Origin of the sequence: Neorhizobium sp. SHOUNA12A (assembly GCF_023006505.1) — a bacterium.
GTDB lineage: Bacteria > Pseudomonadota > Alphaproteobacteria > Rhizobiales > Rhizobiaceae > Neorhizobium.
In genome coordinates this window covers 1-22,122 of record NZ_JALBGV010000056.1, presented here as the reverse complement: position 1 = coordinate 22,122, position 22,122 = coordinate 1, and the positions used below count along the sequence as shown (strand labels likewise).

General features: G+C 61.7%; 22 protein-coding genes and 2 pseudogenes. 10 read left to right on the top strand and 14 right to left on the bottom strand.

The window, feature by feature from the left end; all coding sequences use genetic code 11:
• The 5 genes from MOV63_RS22065 to MOV63_RS22045 form a co-directional block, all read right to left on the bottom strand.
• Positions 1-1,149, bottom strand: a complete 1,149-nt coding sequence (locus MOV63_RS22065; RefSeq protein ID WP_247036826.1) for a M20 family metallopeptidase — start codon at positions 1,147-1,149, stop codon at positions 1-3.
• Positions 1,150-1,367: 218 nt separating this feature from the next.
• Positions 1,368-2,228 (bottom strand): shikimate dehydrogenase, encoded by an 861-nt coding sequence (locus MOV63_RS22060; protein WP_247036823.1) that lies wholly within the window; start codon positions 2,226-2,228, stop codon positions 1,368-1,370.
• A gap of 61 nt (positions 2,229-2,289) precedes the next feature.
• A complete protein-coding gene (locus tag MOV63_RS22055) occupies positions 2,290-3,303 on the bottom strand; it encodes a TRAP transporter substrate-binding protein (protein ID WP_038543732.1) in 1,014 nt (337 codons plus the stop codon).
• A 70-nt stretch (positions 3,304-3,373) separates the two neighbouring features.
• A complete protein-coding gene (locus MOV63_RS22050; protein WP_247036821.1) occupies positions 3,374-4,654 on the bottom strand; it encodes a TRAP transporter large permease in 1,281 nt (426 codons plus the stop codon).
• A 10-nt stretch (positions 4,655-4,664) separates the two neighbouring features.
• Entirely contained in the window at positions 4,665-5,228 is a 564-nt protein-coding gene (locus tag MOV63_RS22045; RefSeq protein WP_247036820.1) for a TRAP transporter small permease, read from the bottom strand.
• Between the two features lie 296 nt (positions 5,229-5,524).
• On the opposite strand from MOV63_RS22045, the gene MOV63_RS22040 reads away from it, so the two are divergent.
• Positions 5,525-6,163: a TetR family transcriptional regulator gene (locus MOV63_RS22040; protein ID WP_247036819.1), complete on the top strand. Its 639-nt coding sequence runs from the start codon at positions 5,525-5,527 to the stop codon at positions 6,161-6,163.
• On the opposite strand, the gene maiA is transcribed toward MOV63_RS22040, so the two are convergent.
• The 3 genes from maiA to hmgA form a co-directional block, all read right to left on the bottom strand.
• Positions 6,144-6,788, bottom strand: coding sequence for a maleylacetoacetate isomerase (gene maiA / locus MOV63_RS22035; RefSeq protein WP_247036817.1), 645 nt, complete (start codon positions 6,786-6,788; stop codon positions 6,144-6,146). The two genes, MOV63_RS22040 and maiA, sit on opposite strands and share 20 nt — an antisense overlap.
• Positions 6,785-7,804, bottom strand: coding sequence for a fumarylacetoacetate hydrolase family protein (locus MOV63_RS22030; protein WP_247036814.1), 1,020 nt, complete (start codon positions 7,802-7,804; stop codon positions 6,785-6,787). Before MOV63_RS22030 ends, maiA begins: the two co-directional genes overlap by 4 nt.
• 86 nt (positions 7,805-7,890) lie before the next feature.
• Positions 7,891-9,255 (bottom strand): homogentisate 1,2-dioxygenase, encoded by a 1,365-nt coding sequence (gene hmgA / locus MOV63_RS22025; protein WP_405029364.1) that lies wholly within the window; start codon positions 9,253-9,255, stop codon positions 7,891-7,893.
• A 79-nt stretch (positions 9,256-9,334) separates the two neighbouring features.
• On the opposite strand from hmgA, the gene MOV63_RS22020 reads away from it, so the two are divergent.
• Positions 9,335-9,811 carry a MarR family winged helix-turn-helix transcriptional regulator gene (locus MOV63_RS22020; RefSeq protein ID WP_038543747.1) on the top strand — a complete coding sequence of 159 codons (477 nt, stop codon included), beginning with the start codon at positions 9,335-9,337 and terminating at the stop codon, positions 9,809-9,811.
• Here the strand turns inward: MOV63_RS22020 and MOV63_RS22015 are convergent.
• Complete coding sequence (locus MOV63_RS22015) at positions 9,808-10,287, bottom strand: Lrp/AsnC family transcriptional regulator (protein ID WP_038543748.1); 480 nt, start codon at positions 10,285-10,287, stop codon at positions 9,808-9,810. The two genes, MOV63_RS22020 and MOV63_RS22015, sit on opposite strands and share 4 nt — an antisense overlap.
• Positions 10,288-10,411: 124 nt before the next feature.
• Between MOV63_RS22015 and hppD the strand changes: the two genes are divergently transcribed.
• Positions 10,412-11,527, top strand: a complete 1,116-nt coding sequence (hppD, locus tag MOV63_RS22010) for a 4-hydroxyphenylpyruvate dioxygenase (RefSeq protein WP_038543750.1) — start codon at positions 10,412-10,414, stop codon at positions 11,525-11,527.
• Between the two features lie 74 nt (positions 11,528-11,601).
• On the opposite strand, the gene MOV63_RS22005 is transcribed toward hppD, so the two are convergent.
• From MOV63_RS22005 to MOV63_RS21995, 3 genes are all read right to left on the bottom strand, one after another.
• Entirely contained in the window at positions 11,602-12,552 is a 951-nt protein-coding gene (locus MOV63_RS22005; protein WP_247036812.1) for an isoaspartyl peptidase/L-asparaginase family protein, read from the bottom strand.
• An 86-nt stretch (positions 12,553-12,638) separates the two neighbouring features.
• The gene (locus tag MOV63_RS22000) at positions 12,639-14,231 is read right to left on the bottom strand and encodes an ABC transporter substrate-binding protein (protein ID WP_247036811.1); all 1,593 of its coding nucleotides are present in this window, start codon (positions 14,229-14,231) and stop codon (positions 12,639-12,641) included.
• A complete protein-coding gene (locus MOV63_RS21995; RefSeq protein WP_247036810.1) occupies positions 14,228-14,788 on the bottom strand; it encodes a MarR family winged helix-turn-helix transcriptional regulator in 561 nt (186 codons plus the stop codon). Before MOV63_RS21995 ends, MOV63_RS22000 begins: the two co-directional genes overlap by 4 nt.
• Positions 14,789-14,990: 202 nt before the next feature.
• On the opposite strand from MOV63_RS21995, the gene MOV63_RS21990 reads away from it, so the two are divergent.
• From MOV63_RS21990 to MOV63_RS21965, 6 genes are all read left to right on the top strand, one after another.
• Positions 14,991-15,692, top strand: coding sequence for a creatininase family protein (locus MOV63_RS21990; RefSeq protein ID WP_247036808.1), 702 nt, complete (start codon positions 14,991-14,993; stop codon positions 15,690-15,692).
• 72 nt (positions 15,693-15,764) lie between these two features.
• On the top strand, positions 15,765-16,736 hold the full coding sequence (locus MOV63_RS21985; protein WP_247036806.1) for an ABC transporter permease: 972 nt from the start codon (positions 15,765-15,767) through the stop codon (positions 16,734-16,736).
• Positions 16,736-17,611: an ABC transporter permease gene (locus MOV63_RS21980; RefSeq protein WP_247036804.1), complete on the top strand. Its 876-nt coding sequence runs from the start codon at positions 16,736-16,738 to the stop codon at positions 17,609-17,611. Before MOV63_RS21985 ends, MOV63_RS21980 begins: the two co-directional genes overlap by 1 nt.
• On the top strand, positions 17,608-19,323 hold the full coding sequence (locus MOV63_RS21975; protein WP_247036802.1) for an ABC transporter ATP-binding protein: 1,716 nt from the start codon (positions 17,608-17,610) through the stop codon (positions 19,321-19,323). The genes MOV63_RS21980 and MOV63_RS21975 overlap by 4 nt, the downstream gene beginning before the upstream one ends.
• A 16-nt stretch (positions 19,324-19,339) precedes the next feature.
• Positions 19,340-20,224 (top strand): polysaccharide deacetylase, encoded by an 885-nt coding sequence (locus tag MOV63_RS21970; RefSeq protein ID WP_247036800.1) that lies wholly within the window; start codon positions 19,340-19,342, stop codon positions 20,222-20,224.
• Positions 20,217-20,972 carry an SDR family NAD(P)-dependent oxidoreductase gene (locus tag MOV63_RS21965; RefSeq protein ID WP_247036799.1) on the top strand — a complete coding sequence of 252 codons (756 nt, stop codon included), beginning with the start codon at positions 20,217-20,219 and terminating at the stop codon, positions 20,970-20,972. The genes MOV63_RS21970 and MOV63_RS21965 overlap by 8 nt, the downstream gene beginning before the upstream one ends.
• A gap of 4 nt (positions 20,973-20,976) precedes the next feature.
• Here MOV63_RS21965 and MOV63_RS21960 read toward each other — a convergent pair whose 3' ends face one another.
• Together MOV63_RS21960 and MOV63_RS21955 are read right to left on the bottom strand one after the other, a co-directional pair.
• Entirely contained in the window at positions 20,977-21,294 is a 318-nt protein-coding gene (locus tag MOV63_RS21960; RefSeq protein ID WP_247036798.1) for a hypothetical protein, read from the bottom strand.
• A gap of 85 nt (positions 21,295-21,379) precedes the next feature.
• A pseudogene (locus tag MOV63_RS21955) lies at positions 21,380-21,946 on the bottom strand (LysR substrate-binding domain-containing protein); the annotation flags it as partial.
• 59 nt (positions 21,947-22,005) lie between these two features.
• Between MOV63_RS21955 and MOV63_RS21950 the strand changes: the two are divergent.
• Positions 22,006-22,122: pseudogene (locus tag MOV63_RS21950) on the top strand (IS481 family transposase); the annotation flags it as partial.

The following is a 22,122-nucleotide window of genomic DNA, read 5'->3' as shown; positions in this document are numbered from 1 at the left end:
TTATCTCGCTTCGAGCGAGATCATCAGGTTGGCGAGCAGGGCGGTGCGCGGCGCAACGCTGCTGACGAAGATATGCTCGTTGAACGTATGGGCGCCGGCACCGTCTGCACCGAGCCCGTCGAGCGTCGGCACACCGAGCGCTGCGGTGAAATTGCCGTCCGAGCCGCCGCCCGTCGCCATTCCTTCGAGCTTGATGCCGAGGCCGTCGGCGATCTCAGCGGCAACATCGAAAAGGCGCTTGCCCTCGTCGGACTGCGCGAACGGCGGACGGTTCATCCGGCCATCGATTTCGAAAGTGATGTCCGGATCGACAGGTTTCATCGCCTCAATCTTGCCCGTGATCTCCCTGGCGATCACGTCGTCGGGAACACGAACGTCAACCTGCAGACGGCATTCCGCCGGCACCGTGTTGCGGCCGGTTCCACCCGCTATCGTCCCGACCGTGACGGTGACGCCGCGTTCGGTATCGTTGAGCGCCTCAAGCTCCAGAACCAGCCGGGCAGCTGCGCGAATGGCACTGCGGCCATCCTGCGGCCTCGTTCCGGCGTGTGAAGCATGCCCCCGCACGGTGACATCGTACATGGCGACCCCTTTGCGGGCGACGACGATCTTGCCGCCGTCGCGGGCGGGCTCGACCACCAGCGTGTAACCGGCGCTTTTCGCCGCCTCTTCCATGAACGCGCGCGACGACAGGCTGCCCATCTCCTCGTCCGGAACGAAGATCAGGTCGATCGGCATCTTGCTGCCGTGCCTGACGGCGAGCTTCATCGCCTCGAGCGCCATCAGCGCGCCGGACTTCATGTCGTAGATGCCGGGGCCATAGAATCTGTCCCCCTCCTGACGCAGCGGCAACTGATTGTCGATCACGCCGACCGCATGCACGGTGTCGAGATGCGCCAGTATCAAAACGGTCTTTTCGTTACTGCCGGCCGGGCGCGGCGAGCGGATCGCCAGGATATCGCCGAAACCGAGCGTGCCCGGCAGCCGTTCAGTCTCCAGACCAGCCGCCTTGCCGATTGCCTCGACCCGATCCGCCAATACATTGACCGCAACCGCATCGAGCGTCGGCGTCTCGATCTCGACCCACTGCTTCAGCTCGTCGATAAGAGCCTTGTCGTCGATGTCTTTGGCGGAAATGGCAAGCGTCATGAGAAATTACCTTGGGCGTTCTTCGGCAGGCGGGGGTGATGCCGCAGAAGGTGCGGCCCGGCCACTATAGTCGGCCAAGCCAGGATCGCCAGACCCGTTGCCGGGATAACCGGCAAAAATCGCAGGCGCCTAAAAAGAGGCACCTCGATCCCAAATCCGGGACCGAACGGCGTATCGTCGCGCGCGACTATGTGACGAGCAGGCTTTGAGGATTTCGCTCAGGCCGTCAGTGCCTTGAAATGCTGGAGCATGCGGGCCGCATCCGGTTCCCGGCCGGTGAACAGCTGAAAAGCGCCGACCGCCTGGAAGACGGCCATGCCGCCGCCATTCAGCACCCGGCAGCCCCGCTCCCTGGCCACTTTCAAAAGCTCGGTATCGAGCGGGAAATAGACGATCTCCGCGACCCAGTGATGCGGCTGGAGAAGCTCCGGCGGCAGCGGCACACCTGGATATTTGGCCATTCCAGTCGGCGTCGCATGGATGATGCCCGAGACATCCCGCATCGCCGAAGCAATATCCGGTGACGCCGTTATGGATGCCTCCGGAAAAAGAACCGACATCGTTTGCACAAGCTGCTCCGCCCGATCGGGCTCGCGGTCGAACACCGTGAGCGCCGTGAGGCCAAGCGACAGGATCGCATAAGCCGTCGCAACGCCCGCGCCCCCGGCGCCGATCTGAACCGCCGCACTCAGATCGGCGCCCGGCAGGCCGCGCCGGAAACTTTCCGCAAATCCCCACCAGTCGGTATTGTGGCCAAACCGCTTGCCGTCCTTCAGCACCACCGTGTTGACGGCGCCGAGCGCCCGCGCCTCGTCGGAGAGTTCGTCGAGATAGGGAATGACCACCTGCTTGCAGGGATGGGTGATGTTCAGACCAATCAGCCCGCGCGCTTCCGCATCGTCCAGGAGATCAGGCAGGCTGCTGGGCGTCAGGCCGAGCAGATTGAGATCGATCAGCTCATACTCGTAGCGGAAGCCTTGAGCTGCACCTTCCTTCATATGCATGGCCGGCGTCAGCGAGGCCTGGATGCCGGCGCCGATCAGCCCGGCCTTCAAGGGTTTCAGCAATGTCTCGGCCATGGGTGTAACGCCTCATTGGATGGAAAAGCCGGTCCGCCTGAAAGACGGACCGGCAGGCATGTTACTTCTTGCGGGCGGCGTCCAGTTCCTTGAAGAGCAGCGACACGGTATCGGCACCCACGTCGGCGCTGAACTTGTCGATCAGCGGCTTCACGGCATCGCGGATCTTCTGGGTTTCAGCGGCGTTGAGCTCGGTGACCTGCATGCCGGTCTTCTTGATCTCGTCGAGCGCTTTGGCATCCGCTTCGCGGGAAACCTTGCGTTGGAAATCGCGTGCTTCCGTCGCAGCCGACTGCAGAATGCCCTTCTCCTCATCGTTGAGGCCGTCCCAGAACTTCTTGCTGATCAGCACGATCTGAGGATTGTACTGATGACGGGTGACCGTCAGGTACTTCTGCACTTCGTAGAACTTGGCGTTGATGATGTTGGCGAACGGATTTTCCTGCCCATCGACCGTGCCGGTCTCAAGCGCGGTATAGAGTTCCGTGTAGGGCAGCGGCACGGCATTGGCACCGAGGCTGTTGAACAGCTCGATCGGGATCGGCGACTGCAGCGTACGGATTTTCAAGCCCTTGATGTCTTCGAGCTTGGTGACCGGGCGGCGGTTGTTGGTGAGGTTGCGGAAGCCGAGTTCCCAATAGGCGAGACCGACGAGGCCTGTCGCCGGCAGCTTGTCGGAAAGGCTCTTGCCGAAGGCACCATCCATCACCTTGTCGGCTTCCTCGCCGCTGTTGAACAGGAACGGCAGGTCGACCGCACCGAACGCCTTGACGTTGCTCGACAGGATGCCCGCGTTCAGCACCAGCATCTCGACCACGCCGCCCTGCAGGGCGGAGACGGTCTGCACGTCGCCGCCGAGCACGCCGCCGGGAAACAACTTGATCTCGATCTTGCCGCCGCTCTTCGCCTTGACGATCTCGGCGAATTTTTCCATGCCGGTGACCTGCGGATGGCCCTTGTTGTTGGCCGCCGCGAATTTCAGCGTATGCGCACGGACTTCGGCGGATGCCGTGCCGGCAAACAGCATCACTGGCAGGGCGATCCCGAGCGCCAGTTTCATCATCGTGTTGAACATGTTTTCCTCCCACTGGATGGCCGGGTCCCCCACGGCCGGTTGATATGCACTTGGCAGAAACTCCCCGGCCTCAATGCCCGAACCAGGCGACCGGCACGGTCACCAGTTGCGGGAAGAGGACGAGAAGGAAGAGAACGATCAGCTCGGCGATCATGAAGGGCATCACGCCCTTCATCAGGTCTTCCATCGACAGCTTGGAGACGCCGCAGATGACGTTGAGGACGGTGCCGACCGGCGGCGTGATCAGGCCGATCGAGTTGTTGATGATGAACAGCACGCCGAAATAGACCGGGTCGATACCGGCCTGCTTGATAATCGGCATCAGCACTGGCGTCATCACCAGAATGGTCGGCGTCATGTCCATGGCGGTGCCGACGACGACGATCAGCACCATGATGGCAAGCAGCAGCAGCGTTTGGTTGTCCATCAGCGGTTCGATGAGCTTGACGAGATCGCCGGGCACGTCGGCAACCGTGATCAGCCAGGCGGAGACCGCCGCGCATGCGACCAAGAACATCACCACCGCGGTGATCTTCGCTGCCGCCACGAAGACGTTGAAGAGTTCGGATGGCGCCAGTTCGCGATAGACGACCATCGATACGAACAGCGAATAGACGGCAGCCACGACGCCCGCTTCGGTCGGCGTGAACACACCGAACTTCAGGCCGACGATGATGATGACAGGCAGCATCAGCGCCCAGATGCTGTCGACGAAGGCCTTCATTCGGAGTTCGCGACTCTGGCGCTTCGGCAGTTCGAACTGCTCCTTGCGGGCGACGATCAGCCAGGCGATGCAGAGTGCCACCGCGATCAGCAGCCCCGGAACGATACCGGCGAGGAAGAGCTTGGTGATCGAGACGCCGCCGACGACGCCGTAGAGGATGAAACCGATCGACGGCGGAATGATCGGGCCGATGACCGAAGCCGATGCCAGAAGACCGCCGGTCCGTGCCGGGTCATGGCCCGATTTGATCATCATCGGATAGAGAAGCGCGCCAAGTGCGGCCGCATCCGCCACTGCCGAGCCGGACAGGCTCGACAACACGCAGGCGGCGAAGATCGCCACGAAACCGAGACCGCCGCGCACATGGCCGACCAGCGCCATGGCGAGATTGACGATACGCTTCGAAAGGCCGCCGGTATTCATCACCTCGCCGGCCAGCAGGAAGAAGGGAACCGCCATCAGCGGAAAGCTGTCGGCGCCGTTCAGCACGTTCTGGGCGACGATCTGGGCGTCGAAAATGTCCATGTACATCATCAGCGCAACGCCGCTGAGGATGAGCGCGAAGGCAATCGGCACGCCGAGCGCCATGGGGCCGAGAAGGGCGCCGAGGAAAATGGTGAGCGTCATCGGTCTCTCCTCAGGCCTTGGTGATGCCGGCGGCGACCGCGGCTTCCGGATGATTGTCGAGAGCCACTTCCTCCTCGCTGTCGCGCACCAGCTGAGCGGTTGCGATATCGATGCGGCCGGTCGCCACCTGGAAGGCATCCCAGAGAATGATGAGGAAGGTCGGAACCCCGAACGCGAGGCCGGCGCCGTAGAACCAGCCCATCGAAATGCCGGTCGCCGGCATGGTCGCTGGCAGGTTGATCAGCGTCTGCGTCCAGCTTCCGCTGATCATCAGCCAGGTGGCGACGAGCATCAGCCCCTGCCCCATCAGTACTGCAATCCTGGCACCTGTCGGCGGTAACCGCTTCAGAAGCGAATCGACGCCGAGATGGCCATGTTCGCGCATCGCGACAACCCCACCAAGGAAGGTAAGCCAGATGAAGAAGACCCGCGACAGCTCTTCTGAAACGGTAATGCCCTGATTGAAGGCATAACGCAGTACGACATTGCCGAAGACCAGCACCACCATGCCTGCCAGAAGCAGGGCTATGACGACCTTCAGCACAAGGAATAAGAAATCGATGATCCGTGTCATTTCCAGTCCTCCCCAGGCTCCGTCATCGGATAGCGACGGTAGCGACTGCAAATACAGTCACCCGTCCAATTCGTTTGACAAGATAGCCTCCGCCGGGACCGCCTCCTCAGGGATCGATCGGCAGAACAATAAAATGTACGAACTAGTGAGTATGTCAAGCGCGATCTATTGAAAGCGACGCGCAAGCCCGTTATGACTTTGGAAAAAATGCGGAAATTCGATGTGAACGATCGAGCGTCCACAATGCCCGCTTCTCTAAGCACGGGCAGTACGCAACGGCAAAGGCGGCTTTGAGGATGGCGGCGAAACGCGAAAACGGCAGGAAAAACGATCCGCAGCGCACCCAGGAAAACATCCTGGACGTGGCGACGGAGGAGTTTGCGACTCACGGGCTTGCCGGCGGCCGCGTCGACGCGATCGCGGAGAAGACCCGCACCTCGAAGCGGATGATCTATTATTATTTCGGCAGCAAGGAAGGGCTTTACCTTGCCGTCCTCGAACGCGCCTACCGCAAGATCCGCACGCTCGAAGAGGACCTGCAGCTTTCCAACCTGCCGCCGGAACAGGCGCTGCGCGTGCTGATCTCGACCACGTTCGACCATGACGAAGCCAACCCGGATTTCGTCCGGCTGGTCAGCATCGAGAACATCCACCACGCCGCCCACATGCTGCGCTCGGACGCGATCCGCGACCTGAACGTCTCGGTCATCGAGACGATTGCCGCGATCCTGGCGCGGGGCGTTACGGGGGGTGTCTTTGCTCGCACGGCCGACCCGATCGACATTCACATGTTGATCAGCGCCTTCTGCTTCTTCCGCGTCTCCAACCGCTACACGTTCGGCACCATCTTCCGCCGAGACCTTTCGGAGCCAGCGACCATGGAGCGCCACAAGGGCATGATCGCCGACGCGGTGATCAGCTACCTGAAGGCTTAGCCTGGTCCGGATGGGCTTTTGCGAAGGGCTTCAATTCGACGCAGCGATCGGCGATCGCGACGAGCCTGGGGCAGGCAGAGAGATCGACGCCCCATCGCCGCGCGTTGTAGACCTGCGGCACGAGACAGATATCCGCCATGCTCGGCCGGTCGCCATGACAGAACGCGCCGGTCGAGGGTGAGTCGAGCAACACTTCGAACGCCGCCAGTCCCTCGCCGATGAACTTCCGCATCCAGGCAACGCGTGCCTCTTCTCCGCCGCCGGTGATCGACATGACATGGGCGCCGACATGCGAATTGCAGACGGGGTGGATTTCCATGGCGATGACATAGGAAAGCGCCCTCACCCGCTGCCGGCCGACAGAATCACCCGGCAGGAAGGCGCCGCCGCGCGTTTCGTCGAGATATTCGATCACCGCCAGCGACTGGGTGAATGTATGCCCGTCGATCTCCAGAACCGGCACCAGCCCCTGCGGATTGCGGGCGAGATGCTTCTCGGCTCGGTGCTCTTTGGCGATGATATCGACCGGGACGGTGCGGAATATTTCGGCGACCATATTGAGGGCGATCCTCAGCCGATAGCTCGCCGAGGACCGCCAGTAATCGTAGAGAACCGTATCGCTCATCCCGCCTTCTCGTATTTCGTCACGGTCTGCTCGATTGCACCGAAGATCGAATGACCCTTGTCGTCCTTCATCTCGATCCGCACCGTATCCCCGAAATGCAGGAACGGCGTCTTTGGAACGCCGAGGTTGATCGTTTCGATGGTGCGGATCTCGGCGATGCAGGAATAACCGGCGCCGCCATCGGCGACCGGCCTGCCGGGTCCTCCATCGAGCTTGTTGGAGACCGTGCCCGAACCGATGATCGTGCCGGCGACCAACGGCCGTGTCTTGGCCGCATGGACGATAAGCTGCGGGAAATCGAACGTCATATCGACGCCGGCATTGGCCCGGCCGAACGGCTTGCCATTCAGGTCGACCTTGAGCGGTAGCGAAAGCTTGCTGCCATCCCAGGCGGAACCCAGCTCGTCCGGAGAGACCGCGACCGGCGAGAAGGCGGAAGACGGTTTCGACTGGAAGAAGCCGAAACCCTTGGCGAGTTCGGAGGGGATGAGCCCGCGCAGAGACACGTCATTGACGAGGAGCACGAGACGGATCGCCTCCCGCGCTTCATCCAGGGAAGCCCCCATCGGCACGTCGCCGACGATCACCGCGATCTCGCCTTCCATATCGGCGCCCCAGGCCTCGTCACCGAGCGGGATCGGATCGCGCGGCCCGAGAAAACTGTCGGATCCGCCCTGGTAGATCAGCGGATCGGTCCAGAAGTTCTCCGGCATGTCGGCATTGCGCGCCCGGCGTACCAGCTCGACGTGATTGACGTAAGCCGATCCGTCCGCCCATTGATAGGCGCGCGGCAGCGGCGATGCCACATCATGTTCATGGAAACGGATGGTCGGCTGCGCACCGGTCTCGATACCGTCCGCCACCCGTTCGAGCCGGGGACCGACATACGCCCAGTCGTCGAGTGCCGCCTGGAGGGTCCGGGCGATGTGACCGACCTCCGAGCACTGGGTGAGGTCTTTCGAGACGACGACCAGACGGCCATCGCGGGTGGAATCCTTCATTGTCGCGAGCTTCATGAATGAGTGTTTCCCGTTTTATCGTTGGTATTGCTCCCAGAATGTGAGCAGATCGCGCAAGAAGGCAACCGTAATGTCGCGCCGCCTCACTTGATCCCCGGCGTACCGTCGAACTTTCGTTCAAGCCCGGACCAGCAATCCACGTAATTGTCCTGCAGCGTCTCCAGTTCGGCTGCGAATTTGGTGAGCTGCTGCGGGAAACGGGTCTCGAACATGAAGGCCATGGTATTCTCAAGCTTGACGGGTTTCAGCTCGCCGTTCGAGGCCTTTTCGAAGCCGGTGAAATCCGGTCCGTGCGGCAGCATCATGTTGTGCAGGCTCATCCCGCCGGGCACGAACCCCTCCTCCTTGGCGTCATAACGGCCATAGATCAGGCCCATGAACTCACTCATGATGTTGCGGTGATACCAGGGCGGTCGGAACGTGTGCTCGGCTACCAGCCAGCGCGGCGGGAAAATCACGAAGTCCACATTAGCTGTGCCCTCTTCTCCAGAGGGTGCTGTGAGAACCGTGAAGATCGACGGATCGGGATGGTCGAAGAGAATAGCGCCGACCGGCGAAAAGGTGCGCAGGTCGTATTTGTAAGGCGTGTAATTGCCGTGCCAGGCCACCACGTCGAGCGGCGAATGGCCGATTTCGGTGACATGGAAGGAGGCACACCATTTTACATGCACCCGGCAGGGCGTTTCCTTGTCCTCGTAGGCCGCCACCGGCGTCTTGAAATCACGCGGATTGGCAAGGCAATTGGCGCCGATCGGCCCACGATCCGGCAGTGTGAACTTGGCGCCGTAATTCTCGCAGATATACCCGCGCCAGACTTTTTCCTCACCGAGCCGGGTCACCTTGAACATCGTGCCCCGTGGGATGATGCAGATCTCCGAAGGCTCCAGGTCCATCTTGCCGAGTTCGGTGAAAACGCGGATCGACCCCGTCTCCGGCACGATCATCATTTCGCCGTCGGCATTGAAGAAATAATCGTCCACCATGTCGGTGTTGAAGACATAGACATGCGCCGCCATGCCTGACTGGGAGAGCGCATCGCCCGCCGTCGTCATCGTGCGGATACCTTCGAGGAAGTTCAGCGTCTCCGTCGGCGCCGGCACAGGGCTCCAGCGAAGCTGGCCGAGCGCCAGCGAATGTTCCGCGATGTGAGGTGCCGTCTTCCACAACGGATAGTCGATCTTCCTGAACCGGCCGGTATGGCGCACGCTCGGGCGGATGCGATAGAGCCAGGAACGCTCGTTGGTGCCGCGCGGCGCGGTGAAAGGCGAACCGGAGAGCTGTTCCGCGTAAAGCCCGTAATTGCATTTTTGCGGGCTGTTCTGCCCCTGCGGCAGGGCACCGGGCAGGCTCTCGGTTTCGAAATCGTTGCCGAAGCCGGGCATATAGGCGAGCGTTTCGACATTCGCCCCGGTGAATTGCGTGGCGTTCGGATCGATCTTGTCCAGCATGGCTTGTTTCCTCCCATGATGACGATATGGTTGCAAACGTAACCATTATTTTTGTAACCATCAACGCCCGATCAACGTCATGACGACTGATAGTTTCGCCCTCGAACAGTTTCTCCCCTACAGGCTCAACCGCGCCGCCGAATTCGTCGGCCTGCGTTTTGCCGCCCATTACAAAGCGAAATACGGCATGACTCGGCCGGAATGGCGCACGCTTGCAGCACTCGGCAGTTCGGGCCGCATGACCTCGAAAGCTGTCGGCAGTCATTCCTCCATGCACAAAACCAAGGTCAGCCGCGCCGTCTTCGCGCTCGAACAACGCCGCTGGCTGAAGCGCAGTCAGGACGATGCAGACCGGCGGGTCGAGCATCTGGAACTGACCGCCGCCGGGCAGCAAGCCTATCGGGAGCTGATCGAGCTCGCCCGCCGCTATCAGACCGAACTGGAGGCGGAATTCGGCGAGAGCGGCATCGAGGCTTTGTCGAACGGCCTTGCCGCAATCGAGCAGGTCATCCGCCGCTCGGGCAAGGGAAAGCCGTCGGAGCCGGACGATCTTTAAGACTTGGCGGGCTTTTGAATCGGAATCCCACCAAAATCCTTCAACACGCTGAGAACGATCGATGTTTTGACATGCTGCACGCTCTCGTGCGGCAACAATATGTCGTTGACGAAATGGGAGAGGCCCGCCAGATCGCGCGTCACCACCTTCAGGTGATAGTCCATCTCGCCGGTCAGCGAGAAACATTCGAGCACTTCCGGCAGGTCCTCGACAAGGCGCGCGAACCGCTTGGCATTGTCCCGGTTATGGGTGGCGAGCGTCACGGCGATCACGACCAGAAGGTCCAGGCCGAGTTTCTGGCGGTTTAGGTGTGCACGATAGGTCTGGATGAACCCCTCGCCCTCGAGCCGCGCCCGGCGGCGCGAACATTGCGACGGCGACAGCGCGACGAGTTCCGACAATTCGTTATTGGTCAGCCGCCCATCAGTCTGCAGATGGCTCAAGATCTTCAGGTCATATCCGTCCAGCGCGTCCATCGTGCATGCAACTCCTCAAATCCGCACACTTCATGCACAAATCGAGCAGAACATCGCCAAGATTGCAAGCACAATGCGTCCGTCCTGCATCATCATGATGATCGAATGACAGGAGGAGTTTGCCATGGGTCCTTTCCCGCACGACGCACCGGTTTCGCAGATTACCGCCGATAACCCGGCCGGCACCGACGGTTTCGAATTCGTCGAATTCGCCCATCCCGAACCGCAGAAGCTGGAAGAGCTGTTCACCCGCATGGGCTACAGGCCGGTGGCGAAACACAGGACGAAGAACATCACCGTCTGGCGCCAGGGCGACATCAATTACATCGTCAATGCCGAGCCGGGCAGCCACGCCATGCGCTTCGTCGATGAGCACGGCCCCTGCGCGCCGGCGATGGCCTGGCGCGTCGTCGATGCCAAACACGCCTTCGACCACGCGGTCGCCAAGGGTGCCACGCCTTATGAGGGGAAGGACAAGACGCTCGACGTGCCGGCCATCGTCGGCATCGGCGGTTCGCTGCTCTATTTCATCGAAACCTATGGCGAGAAGGGGTCGGCCTATGAGGCCGAATTCGAGTGGCTGGGCGAACGCAATCCCAGGCCCGAAGGCGTCGGTTTCTATTATCTCGACCACCTGACCCACAACGTCTATCGCGGCAACATGGACAAGTGGTGGGATTTCTACCGCGAACTCTTCAATTTCAAGCAGATCCACTTCTTCAACATCGACGGCCGCATCACCGGCCTCGTCAGCCGGGCGATCACCTCGCCCTGCGGCAAGATCCGCATCCCGCTGAACGAGTCGAAGGACGAGACTAGCCAGATCGAGGAATTCCTGAAGAAGTACAAGGGCGAAGGCATCCAGCACATCGCGGTCGGCACCGACGGCATCTACGAAGCGACCGACAAGCTCGCCGAAAACGGGCTCAAATTCATGCCCGGCCCGCCGGATACCTACTATGAAAAGTCCGGCGCCCGCGTGCACGGCCATGACGAACCCATCGACCGCATGAAGAAACACGGCATCCTGATCGATGGCGAAGGCGTGGTCGATGGCGGCATGACCAAGATCCTGCTGCAGATCTTCTCGAAAACGGTGATCGGCCCGATCTTCTTCGAATTCATCCAGCGCAAGGGCGACGAAGGGTTTGGCGAAGGCAATTTCCGCGCCCTGTTCGAATCCATCGAGGAAGACCAGATCCGCCGCGGCGTCCTGAAGCCGCAGCAAGCTGCCGAATAACAAGAGCAGTTCCAGAGGGTGCGAAAGCCCGGCGGTCATTCTGCCGGGCTCCTCGTGCCAGAAGCTCTGCCGGTTCAGGGATTGATCGGGAAAACCTCGCCATGGGTGGCAACGTAGAATTCGCCTTCCGGCGTCACCCAGCCGCGGAACATGCCGTCCGTATTGTAAGGCGCGGTGATCGAGCCGTCGGCGCCGACCGCCACCAGACCAGCCCCGATATCGTGCTGCTTCAGGTCCTCCTGGATGACCTTTGCGGCCGCCTTCTCAAGGCTCTCGCCGAGATAGGAGACGCGGGCCGCCACTTCATGGCCGACGGCGTAACGCATGAAATATTCGCCCTTGCCGGTGCCGGAAACGGCGCAGGCCCCGTCCCGTGCGTAAGTTCCGGCGCCGATGATCGGCGTGTCCCCAATGCGGCCTTCCGGCTTGTTGTTATAGCCGCCGGTCGAGGTCGCCGCCGCCAGATGCCCGGCCCCGTCGAGCGCCACGGCACCGACGGTGCCGTGCTTTTCAGACTCGCTGGCTTTCGCCGCCGTGCCCGCAGCGGCATGCACCTTCATCGCCGCCAGCGCCTTGACGCGGCGCTCGGTGGTGAAATAGTCCGGCTCGACCATATCGAGCCCCGCCTCGCGGGCGAAATCGTCGGCCGCTTCGCCGCCGAGCAGGATCGCATCGCCCTTTTCCATGATCTTGCGCGCCGCCTTGATCGGATTGCGGATGCGTCGCACCAGCGTCACCGCGCCGGCCTCGAGCGTGCGGCCATCCATGATCGAAGCGTCGAGTTCATGCTTGCCGTTGGTGTTGAGGGCCGCGCCATAACCGGCGTTGAAATGCGGCGAATCTTCCATGACAACCACAGCCGCCTGCACCGCGTCGAGCGCCGCGCCACCTGCGGTCAGGATTGCCCAGCCGGCTTTCAGCGACCGTCCGAGATCGACCCGGGCCGCCGCCCATTCCTCGTCGCTCAGGTCGAGCTTCGCCATGACGCCGCAGCCGCCGTGGATCGCCAGCGCAATCTTTCCCATCGATCCTTCTCCCCGTCTGAACTTGAAGGCTTTCAGAAAAACGGCCGGGCGAGAGGCCCGGCCGGTAGCTCGCAGATTGGGATGGCTTATTTCGCCGGGCGGATGTTCATCGCCAGCGTGTCCTCGTCGGAACGGGGAACGATGGTAATGCCCTTCTTCATGCCCCAGGCCGAGACGGTCGAGGCGATAGCCAGGTAGGGCCGATCGGTCGATACCAGCGCATTGGCATCCATCAGGAACTTTTCACGCTTCTTTGGGTCCATCTCGACGGCGGCGTCTTCGATCAGCTTGTCCATCGTCTTGTTGGCATAACCGCGCAGATTGAAGGCACCAAGCTTTGTATTCGGGTCGTTGCTATGGGCGAGCGACGACAGCGTGTAGTTCGATTCACCCGTCAGCGTGCCCCAGCCCGACATGGTCATTGAGTAGTCGCCGCGTGTGTTGGCCGGGAAGAACACGGCGCCCGGCTGAGAGTTCGCTTCCACCTGGATGCCGACTGCGGTCAGCATCTGGGCGATCGTCGTGCCGACATCCTTGTCGCCCGGCAGGCGGTCGTTGGTGAACGAGAAGGTCACCTTGAAACCGTTCGGATAACCCGCTTCGGCCAGCAGCTTCTTAGCCTTTGCCGGATCGGCCTTGGTGGATTTGACGGCCGGGTTCCAGCCGAAGATGTTCGGCGTCACGAGTTGGGACTGGACGGTGCCCATGCCCTCCATGGCGATCTCGGTGATCGTTTCGCGGTCGATCGCAAGATCGAAGGCTTCGCGCACCTTGGGATCGAGGAAGGGGTTCTTCGGCAGCGGCGAGCCGTCCTTGGCGCTCACCTGCGGCGGCTTCTCACGAAAGTCGAAGGCGATATTGAAGAGGTAGACGCTGTTCTGGCGCACGACTGTGAGCTTGGAATCCTTTTCCAGCGTCGGGACGTCGGAGGCAGGGATGCGCGAGATCAGGTCGACCTGGCCGGCTTTCAGCTGCGCAACGCGGGCCGCATCGTTCGGGATCTCCTTGCGGGTGACCTTGTCCCAGGGTTCCTTCTCGCCCCAGTAGCCGTCGAACTTCTGCAGCACGAGCTGTTCTTTCGGCGTCCAGGAGACGAACTTGTAGGGGCCGGTCCCAATCGCCGCCTTGCCGGAATTGAAGCCTTCCGAAGCCTTGTCGGCGTTGGCGGAAAAATCCTTGGCAGCCGTGTGCGACACGATGAAGAGGCGAATGAAATCGTTCGGCAGGTTTGGCGCAGGACCGTCTGTCTTGATCCGGATCGTCAGCGGGTCGACGATCTCGATGCCCCGCACGCGGCGGACATAGATGGTGGTCGGGTTCGGGCCGGTAACGGCCGGAATACGCTCGATCGAGAATTTCACGTCCTCGGCCGTGAAATCGGAACCGTCATGGAATTTGACGCCCGGGCGAAGCTTGAACTCCCAGGTCGTGCTGTCGACGGCCGTCCAGCTGGTTGCAAGGCCCGGCTCGAGTTCGAGGTTGTTGCCGGATTTCACCAGCGAGTCGTAGATATGCTTGACCGCTTCGGCATGGGTGCCGGCCGCAGTGAAATGCGGGTCGACCGACAATGGGCCGGCGCGCACACCGATCGTCAGGTCGGCGGCAAGTGCCGCACCCGAAACGCTGCCGAGCAATACGGCGGCGAGAGCCGCCGTGCGGAATGTCTTCAAAATCGTCATTGTTCGTTCTCCTCTATATTTATCATTGGGGGCCAGTTGGGTGAGTCCACGACGACTTTCGCCAGCAGTTCGGAGAGCATCAGCTTTTCGGCAGGCGTCAGCCCTGACAGCATGACCTTTTCGCGCTCCACCATCGGCTGCATGGTTTCGTCGACAATGCGCTTTCCTTCGTCGGTGATGTAAAGGACGAAGCTTCGAAGATCCGCCGCATCGACCTCGCGCCGGATGATGTTCTTGTCGACGAGCTTCTGGATCGCCCGGCTCATCGTATTCTTGGGGAAACCGGAGGAGCTGCTGATGGCGCTTGCCGTCAGTCCGTCGGAAAGGCCGAGCGAATAGAGAACCACGAATTCCGGCCGGGCGAGCCCGTACTCTTTTTCGATCCAGCGATAGATCGGCTCGTTGAACAGCAGCGCCAGGAAATTGATGCGGAAGGAAAGCCAGCAGGGGTTCTGCCACAGCTTCACGGATACCAGATCATCGACGCCGTGACTGCCGGCCGCGGCCTTGCCACCCTGCCTGAGGAGCGCATCGAAGGATGAGATTTCCAATTGCAATGCCGTCAGCTCCTGAAGAAATCCTACCCGGATTTTGTTCCGTATGGAACTTGACGATAGCTTATTTGGCTGTCAATCTCTTTTTTTAGTTCCGTATGGAACTTTGCACTTGATCGGCGCAGCGCCTGTCAAGGCACATTTTTTGTGCGCAAGCGTGAGATCTTGGTCAAATTTTGCGCAGTAGGGATGCAGGTGGAAATTTATGAAGATCGCGGACATGAACTGGATGCAGGTGGAGGAACGGACGGTCGAGGATGACCGCTGCATACTTCCGATCGGCAGCGTCGAGCAGCACGCCTATCTCAGCCTCGCGACAGACATGATCCTTGCCGAAAAGGTCTCGCTCGATGCGGCAGCCCCGCTCGGCATTCCGGTTTTCCCGGTCCTCCCCTACGGCCTCGCCTCGTCGTTTGCGACCTTTCCCGGCACGCTGACGCTGACGCTCTCCACTTATATCGGCGTGATCCGCGACCTGATGGACAGCATCCATCGCTCCGGCTTCCGCCGCATCCTGATCGTCAATGGCCATGGCGGCAATACCCCAGTGACAGCCGTCATCTCCGAATGGCTGAATGCGCATCCTGATGCCTCTGTGAAACTCCATGACTGGTGGCGGGCGCCCAAAACCTGGGCAAAGGTGCAGGAAATCGATCCGGCCGCCTCGCACGCCTCCTGGATGGAAAATTTCCCCTGGACGCGCACGACCGACCAGCGTCAGCCGACCAACGCCAAACCGAAGGTGGATTTCGCCGGCCTCGCCCGCGTCGACGCGGCCCGCAAGCGCGCACTCCTCGGCGACGGAAACTATCACGGCCTCTATCAGCGGCCCGACGAGGACATGCTGGCGATCTGGGACGTGGCCGTCGCGGAAACCCGCGAACTTCTCGAAAACGACTGGCACTGACGTCCAGGCCCTTCGGCGCTTGGCTCCACGAAACCCGCAGAAGACGGGACAGAGGGATAAGACGGGGAACATATGTTAGGTTTCATCTTGCAGCGTGTGTGGCAGGCGGCGATCGTGGTCATCGCCATGTCGGCGCTGGTCTTCTGCGGCGTCTATGCCGTCGGCAATCCCATCGACGTGCTGATCTCTCCGGATGCGACGCAGGATATTCGCGCCGCGGTGATCGCCCAATACGGGCTGGACCAGCCGCTCTGGCGTCAATATTTCGCCTTTCTCGGCAGGCTGATCGAAGGCGATTTCGGCCGCTCGCTCGTCTACAGCATGCCGGTCAGCCAGCTCATCCTCACCCGCCTGCCGGCGACGCTGGAACTGACGCTCGCAGCCGTTCTTTTTGCCAGCCTCGTCGGCATCCCGATCGGCATGTATGCCGGCTACCGGCCGCACAGCCTGGTTTCCCGTGCCATCATGGCGATCTCGATCCTCGGCTTCTCGGTGCCGACCTTCTGGTTCGGCCTGATGCTGATCATGGTGTTTGCCGTGCAATGCGGCTGCATGCCGGCCGGCGGACGCGGCGAGACGGTGAGCCTGTTCGGCGTCGATTTCAGTTTCCTCACCGGCGACGGGCTTTCGCATCTCGTGCTGCCGGCGCTGAACCTCGCACTTTTCAAGTTCTCGCTGATGATCCGGCTCGCCCGTGCCGGTACCCGCGAACTGATGCTGAGCGACACGGTGAAATTCGCCCGCGCCGCCGGCCTGTCGGAATTCACGGTGCTGAGCCGGCATGTGCTGCGGCTGATCTCCATTCCGCTCGTCACCGTCTTCGGTCTGGAACTCGGCTCGACGCTCGCCTTTGCGGTCGTCACCGAAACCATCTTTTCCTGGCCCGGCCTCGGCAAGCTGATCATCGACAGCATCACCTCGCTCGACCGGCCGGTCATGGTCGCCTACCTGATGCTCGTCGCCTTCCTGTTCATCGTCATCAACCTGATCGTCGATCTCACCTACGCGCTGCTCGATCCGCGCCTGCGAAAGGGACGTGCCTGATGCGCGACACTCTGCTTGGCCGCTTCCTCGAGGAATTTTTTCGCAACAAGATCGCGACGGGCGCCGCGATCGTCGTTTTCCTGATCGTCCTGACCGCGATCATCGCGCCGCTAGTCACCCCGCAGGACCCGTATGACCTGACCAGCCTGGTGCTGCGCGATGCCCGGCGTGCGCCGGGTTATGTCGGCATCGGCGGCTACACCCATTGGCTCGGCACGGATTCGCAAGGCCGCGACCTCCTGTCGGCGATCATCTACGGCCTGCGCATCTCGCTGCAGATGGGCGTGATTGCCGGCGGTATCGCCTTCGTCATCGGCGCGGTGGTCGGCTGCTCGGCGGCCTATATCGGCGGCCGGTTCGAAAGTCTGGTGATGCGCATCGTCGACCTGCAGCTGTCCTTCCCGGCAATCCTGCTCGCCTTCGTGATCGCAGCCCTTCTCGGACAAGGGCGTTACCAGCTGATCATGGCACTGATCTTCGCGCAGTATGCCTATTTCGCCCGCACCGCTCATGGCGCGGCGTCAGCCGAACGGCAGAAGGATTATGTCGAGGCCGCGCTCTCCATACCGCTGTCGCCCTGGCGCGTCGTGGTCAAGCACATCCTGCCGAACTCGCTGCCACCGCTGATCGTCGTTGCAACGGTGCAGGTGGCGAGCGCTATTTCGCTCGAAGCCACCCTCTCCTTCCTGGGCGTCGGTCTGCCGCCGACCGAACCGTCGCTCGGCATGCTGATCGCCAACGGGTTCCAGTACCTACTCTCCGGCCGCTACTGGATCTCGATCTATCCCGGCGTGGCGCTGATCCTGTTCATCGTTTCGCTCAACCTCGTCGGCGACCAGATCCGCGACCAGCTCAACCCGAGGCTCCGCCGATGACCGAAACGACGAGTGCTCCGCTTCTCGAAGTCACCAACCTCAGGACCTGGTTTCCGAGCGGCCGCGGTGAAATCAAGGCGGTCGACGGCGTCTCGTTCTCGCTGACGCCGGGCGAAGTCCTCGGTCTGGTCGGCGAATCCGGTTCCGGCAAGTCGATCACCGGCTTCTCGATCATCGGCCTGATCGACGAACCCGGCCGCATCGTCGAAGGGTCGATCAAGCTCGAAGGCCGCGAACTCATCGGCCTGCCCGCTCATGAACTGCGCGCCATCCGCGGCAAGACCATTTCGATGGTGTTCCAGGACCCGATGATGACCCTCAACCCTGTCCTGAGCATCGGCACCCAGATCAGGCTGGCGCTCGAAGCGCATGAAAACATCAGCGCATCGGATGCGCGGGAACGAGCGATCAAGGCGCTCGCCCAGGTCCGGATCAGCGAGCCGGAACGCAAGGTGGATTTTTTCCCGCACCAGTTTTCCGGAGGCATGCGCCAGCGCGTGGCGATCGCCATCGCCCTGCTGCACCGGCCGAAACTCATCATTTGCGACGAACCGACGACGGCGCTCGACGTGTCGATCCAGGCGGAAATCCTTGCCGAGATGAAGGAATTGGTGGCCGAACTCGGCACCGCGCTGATCTGGATCAGCCATGATCTCGCGATCGTCTCGTCGATCGCCGACCGCGTCGCGGTGATGAGGTTCGGTAATATCGTCGAAATCGGCCCGGCGCTCGGCGTGCTCACCCGCCCGCAGCACGACTACACCAAGGCGCTGCTCGACGCGCTGCCGTCGCGCGCCAAGCCCGGCCAGTTGCTGCTGCGCGGCAGCGGCATTGCGGATGCGGCCCCGCCGCCGCGCAAGTCGGCGACGTTGAACCTGCCGCCGCTCGGAAGCCCTTATCTGGTCATCGACAACGCGATGAAGCGCTTCGAAAAACCAACGGGCCTTTTTAGAAACCTCGCGATCAAGTCCGGCATTTCCCAGCCGATGCCGGTCGTCCAGGCGGTCGACGGCGTCTCGATCACGCTGAAGCGCGGCGAGGTGCTCGGCCTCGTCGGCGAATCCGGTTCCGGAAAATCGACACTCGGCCGCATGGCGGCAGGCATCACGATTCCAACCTCCGGCACGATCCGTCTGAACGGCAAGCCGGTCATGAGTGACGGCCGCAATGCGCGAAAAATCACCACCCGCATCCAGACGATCTTTCAGGATCCGTTCGCCTCGCTCAACGGCCGCATGCGGATCGGCGATATCATCGCCGAAGGTCCGCTCGCCCATAAGCTGGTGACGCGAGCCGAAGCGTCGGTCTACGTCAAGGAATGGCTGGCAGCGGTCGGGCTCGATCCCACCTTTGCCAACCGTTTCCCGCACCAGTTCTCCGGTGGCCAGCGGCAGCGCATCGCGATCGCCCGTGCTCTCGCCATGCAGCCGGATGTGGTCGTCTGTGACGAGCCGGTTGCGTCGCTCGACGTGTCGATCCAGGCGCAGATCATCAACCTGTTGATCCGCCTGCGCGCCGAGCTCGACCTTTCGCTGATCTTCATCAGCCATGACCTGTCCGTCGTCCGGCATCTCTGCGACCGCGTCGCGATCATGTATCGCGGCAAAATCGTCGAGGAAGGCGTGGCCTCTACGATCTATGCCGATCCGCAGCACGATTATACCAAGCGGCTGCTCGCCGCCGTGCCGGTCCTGCCGGAGGCGGCCGAATAAAAAGGGAGAACGGGATATGGAACCCTGGGAGTGGGACGAGGCCACCTGGCGCGGCAAGGTCAACAAGGTGCGCGCCGGCCGCTCGCTGAAGCCGAAAGCCTGGAAGGACGGCGCGCGCTGCGCGGTCGCCCTTTCCTTCGACAGCGACCATGAGACCAACGAACTTCGCGACGGCGGCGAATCGATCGGCCGCATGTCCCAGGGGCAATACGGCAACCGCATGGGCGTGCCGCGCATCCTCGAAACGCTGAAGAATGCCGATGTCCGGGCGACCTTCTTCGTGCCGGCGGTCGCGGCCCTCCTCTATCCCGACGAACAGCGGCGCGTCATCGCCGAGGGCCACGAGATCGGCCTGCACGGCTGGATTCACGAGGTGAACACCAAGGTGCCCGCCGACAAGGAACGCGAGTTGCATTTCCGCGCCGCCGATACGCTCGAAAAGATCACCGGCATCCGCCCCGTCGGCATGCGCACGCCCTCCTGGGACTTTTCCTACGAGACGCTGAAGATCGAGCGTGAACTCGGGCTGATCTACGATTCCTCGCTGATGGCCGACGACGATCCGTACGAACTGGTCGAGGACGGCGAGCCGACCGGTCTGGTCGAACTGCCGGTCGAATGGATCCGCGACGACGCGGTCTATTTCAACATGAACCGGTTTACCGCGCTGCGCCCCTATACCCCGCCGACCTCGGTGCTCGATATCTTCAAGCGGGAATTCGACCGCGCCTATATCGAGGGCGGGCTGTTCCTTCTGACCATGCACCCGCACGTGTCCGGTTACCGCTCGCGCATCTTCGTGCTGGAGGAGCTGATCAAGCATATCCAGGCCCACGAGGGCGTCTGGTTCGGCACCCATGCGGATATCGCCCGTTTCGCGAAGGAGAATGGTGGTGCGTGATGTGTCCCGCAAGGTTGCTCTGATAACCGGCGGCGGACGCGGGATCGGACGGGGCTGCGCGCTTGATCTTGCCCGTCACGGCTTCGATATCGTCCTCGTCGACCTGATCGAAGAAGACCTTGCCCGCACGGCGCACGAAATCCGCGACCTCTCCTGCGACGTCCTGACATTCATCGCCGATGTCCGTGACCATAAGCGCGCGGCGGAAATCGTACGCGAGGTGGATGAGAAATGGGGCCGGATCGACGTCCTGTTCAACAATGCCGGCCGGTCTATGGCGAAAGGCATCGAGGAGATTTCCGAGGAGGAATTCGACGCGACGATCGGCATCAACCTCAAGGGCGCCTTCAACTATATCCAGCCGACGGTGCCCGTCATGCGCCGCAACGGCGGCGGACGGATCGTCAACATGTCATCGATGAACGCCCATACCGGCGGCGTCACCAGTGCGGTCAGCAAGTTTTCCTATACGGCAGCCAAGGCCGGCATTCTCGGCATGACAAAGGCACTCGCCAAGGAACTCGGCCCGGAGATCGTCGTCAACGCGATCTGCCCCGGCGTCATCAAGACCGAGCGCTCGAACGCGATGATCGAAGCCCGCGAGGCGCAACTCGCAGCCGGCATCACGCTGAAGCGAGTCGGAACGCCGCAGGACGTCGCAAGCGTCGTCACCTTCCTCGCAACATCCGAACCGAACTTCCTGACGGGTCAGGACATCCAGATCGACGGGTTCCAGTGGGTCCGCTGATCCCTTAGTTCCGATCGATGAGGATTTTCATGATCGCCACCCGCTCGGGCAGTTCAACGAGATAATGCGGATCTCGGTCGAGATGATGCACCTTGTTCGGATCGCCGCCGGTGAACGCCGCCATGGATTGGAAGTCCGGCCAGTAGGATGTCGTCACGAACTCCGTTTCGTCGCCGAGGTCCTCTCGGAAGAGCTGGACCGCAAGCGCGGTCTTGACGAGCGGTGGAATGCCTGTTTCGAGTAGATAAGCCTCGTATTCGTCGGCAATTGTGGTGCGTGTACGCCCCCGCCAGATCCTCGCAATCGTCGCCTTTGTGCTCATGGGATGCTCCTCATATCTGGGATGCTTCTCATATCCAATTTTCGGAGCAACTAGAGCCGGAGCAGCATTTGCCAATGGGGCCGCGCTAACCCCTTCCCCGCCCAGGCGCGATGAAGGCGGCGATGGCCGCCTCGTCTAATCCGGCCTCCAGCAGGAAGCGCTGGGAAAACTCGGCAGCGGAAGCTTTCATCGCGTCGTTCGGGCGGATCAGGTGGAAGGCGACGTGGTGGTCGATGGCTCTCTCGGATACGACGACGACCCGGCCGGAGGCAAGTGCTGCGTCCGCGAGCGGCGGCCGGGCGAGCGCGATGCCGAGGCCATGCGCGCAGGCGTCGATCACCAGGTTATAATCCTCGAACCGCCGGTCCTGCCCGCGCGGCACGTAATCGAGATTTTCGACGGCCAGCCAGCGCCGCCAGGCCTCGACATTGGAATCGTGCAGGATCGGCAGCTCCAGCAGAGATTTTGCATCTGACCTCCCACGGAGACGTTCGGCGATGACCGGAGCGGCGATCGGCACCAGCTTCTCCTGCCAGAGCGGCAGGCTGCGCACGCCGGCCCATGGCCCCTTGCCGCAACGGATTGCCAGGTCGATGCCCTCGCTGAAATCCGCCAGCCGATGTTCCAGAACGAGCTCCAAATGGATGTCGCTAGCTGTTTGATCCCGGCATTTGATGGTGCATCATTTTCCTTGGCATGGAGGGAAGCACTATGGGCCAGGTTTTACATGGGAGCGCCACGACGACAGAGGCAGTCCGTCGAGCAATACAGAATAGTGAAGAGAGCCTGAGAGCGCTTTCGAAGCGGTATGGGATCAACCAGAAGACG

What these genes read in the sequence shown, in the direction of transcription:
- MOV63_RS22050 (WP_247036821.1), bottom strand. Translation starts at nt 4,654, where the DNA reads ATGACGCTCACCATTTTCCTCGGCGCCCTTCTCGGCCCCATGGCGCTC.
- MOV63_RS22040 (WP_247036819.1), top strand. Translation starts at nt 5,525, where the DNA reads ATGGCGGCGAAACGCGAAAACGGCAGGAAAAACGATCCGCAGCGCACC.
- MOV63_RS22065 (WP_247036826.1), bottom strand. Translation starts at nt 1,149, where the DNA reads ATGACGCTTGCCATTTCCGCCAAAGACATCGACGACAAGGCTCTTATC.
- maiA (WP_247036817.1), bottom strand. Translation starts at nt 6,788, where the DNA reads ATGAGCGATACGGTTCTCTACGATTACTGGCGGTCCTCGGCGAGCTAT.
- MOV63_RS21960 (WP_247036798.1), bottom strand. Translation starts at nt 21,294, where the DNA reads ATGAGCACAAAGGCGACGATTGCGAGGATCTGGCGGGGGCGTACACGC.
- MOV63_RS22005 (WP_247036812.1), bottom strand. Translation starts at nt 12,552, where the DNA reads ATGGGAAAGATTGCGCTGGCGATCCACGGCGGCTGCGGCGTCATGGCG.
- MOV63_RS22045 (WP_247036820.1), bottom strand. Translation starts at nt 5,228, where the DNA reads ATGACACGGATCATCGATTTCTTATTCCTTGTGCTGAAGGTCGTCATA.
- MOV63_RS22060 (WP_247036823.1), bottom strand. Translation starts at nt 2,228, where the DNA reads ATGGCCGAGACATTGCTGAAACCCTTGAAGGCCGGGCTGATCGGCGCC.
- MOV63_RS22055 (WP_038543732.1), bottom strand. Translation starts at nt 3,303, where the DNA reads ATGTTCAACACGATGATGAAACTGGCGCTCGGGATCGCCCTGCCAGTG.
- MOV63_RS22030 (WP_247036814.1), bottom strand. Translation starts at nt 7,804, where the DNA reads ATGAAGCTCGCGACAATGAAGGATTCCACCCGCGATGGCCGTCTGGTC.
- MOV63_RS22000 (WP_247036811.1), bottom strand. Translation starts at nt 14,231, where the DNA reads ATGACGATTTTGAAGACATTCCGCACGGCGGCTCTCGCCGCCGTATTG.
- hmgA (WP_405029364.1), bottom strand. Translation starts at nt 9,255, where the DNA reads ATGCTGGACAAGATCGATCCGAACGCCACGCAATTCACCGGGGCGAAT.
- MOV63_RS21990 (WP_247036808.1), top strand. Translation starts at nt 14,991, where the DNA reads ATGAAGATCGCGGACATGAACTGGATGCAGGTGGAGGAACGGACGGTC.
- MOV63_RS21975 (WP_247036802.1), top strand. Translation starts at nt 17,608, where the DNA reads ATGACCGAAACGACGAGTGCTCCGCTTCTCGAAGTCACCAACCTCAGG.
- MOV63_RS21970 (WP_247036800.1), top strand. Translation starts at nt 19,340, where the DNA reads ATGGAACCCTGGGAGTGGGACGAGGCCACCTGGCGCGGCAAGGTCAAC.
- hppD (WP_038543750.1), top strand. Translation starts at nt 10,412, where the DNA reads ATGGGTCCTTTCCCGCACGACGCACCGGTTTCGCAGATTACCGCCGAT.
- MOV63_RS22015 (WP_038543748.1), bottom strand. Translation starts at nt 10,287, where the DNA reads ATGGACGCGCTGGACGGATATGACCTGAAGATCTTGAGCCATCTGCAG.
- MOV63_RS22020 (WP_038543747.1), top strand. Translation starts at nt 9,335, where the DNA reads ATGACGACTGATAGTTTCGCCCTCGAACAGTTTCTCCCCTACAGGCTC.
- MOV63_RS21985 (WP_247036806.1), top strand. Translation starts at nt 15,765, where the DNA reads ATGTTAGGTTTCATCTTGCAGCGTGTGTGGCAGGCGGCGATCGTGGTC.
- MOV63_RS21980 (WP_247036804.1), top strand. Translation starts at nt 16,736, where the DNA reads ATGCGCGACACTCTGCTTGGCCGCTTCCTCGAGGAATTTTTTCGCAAC.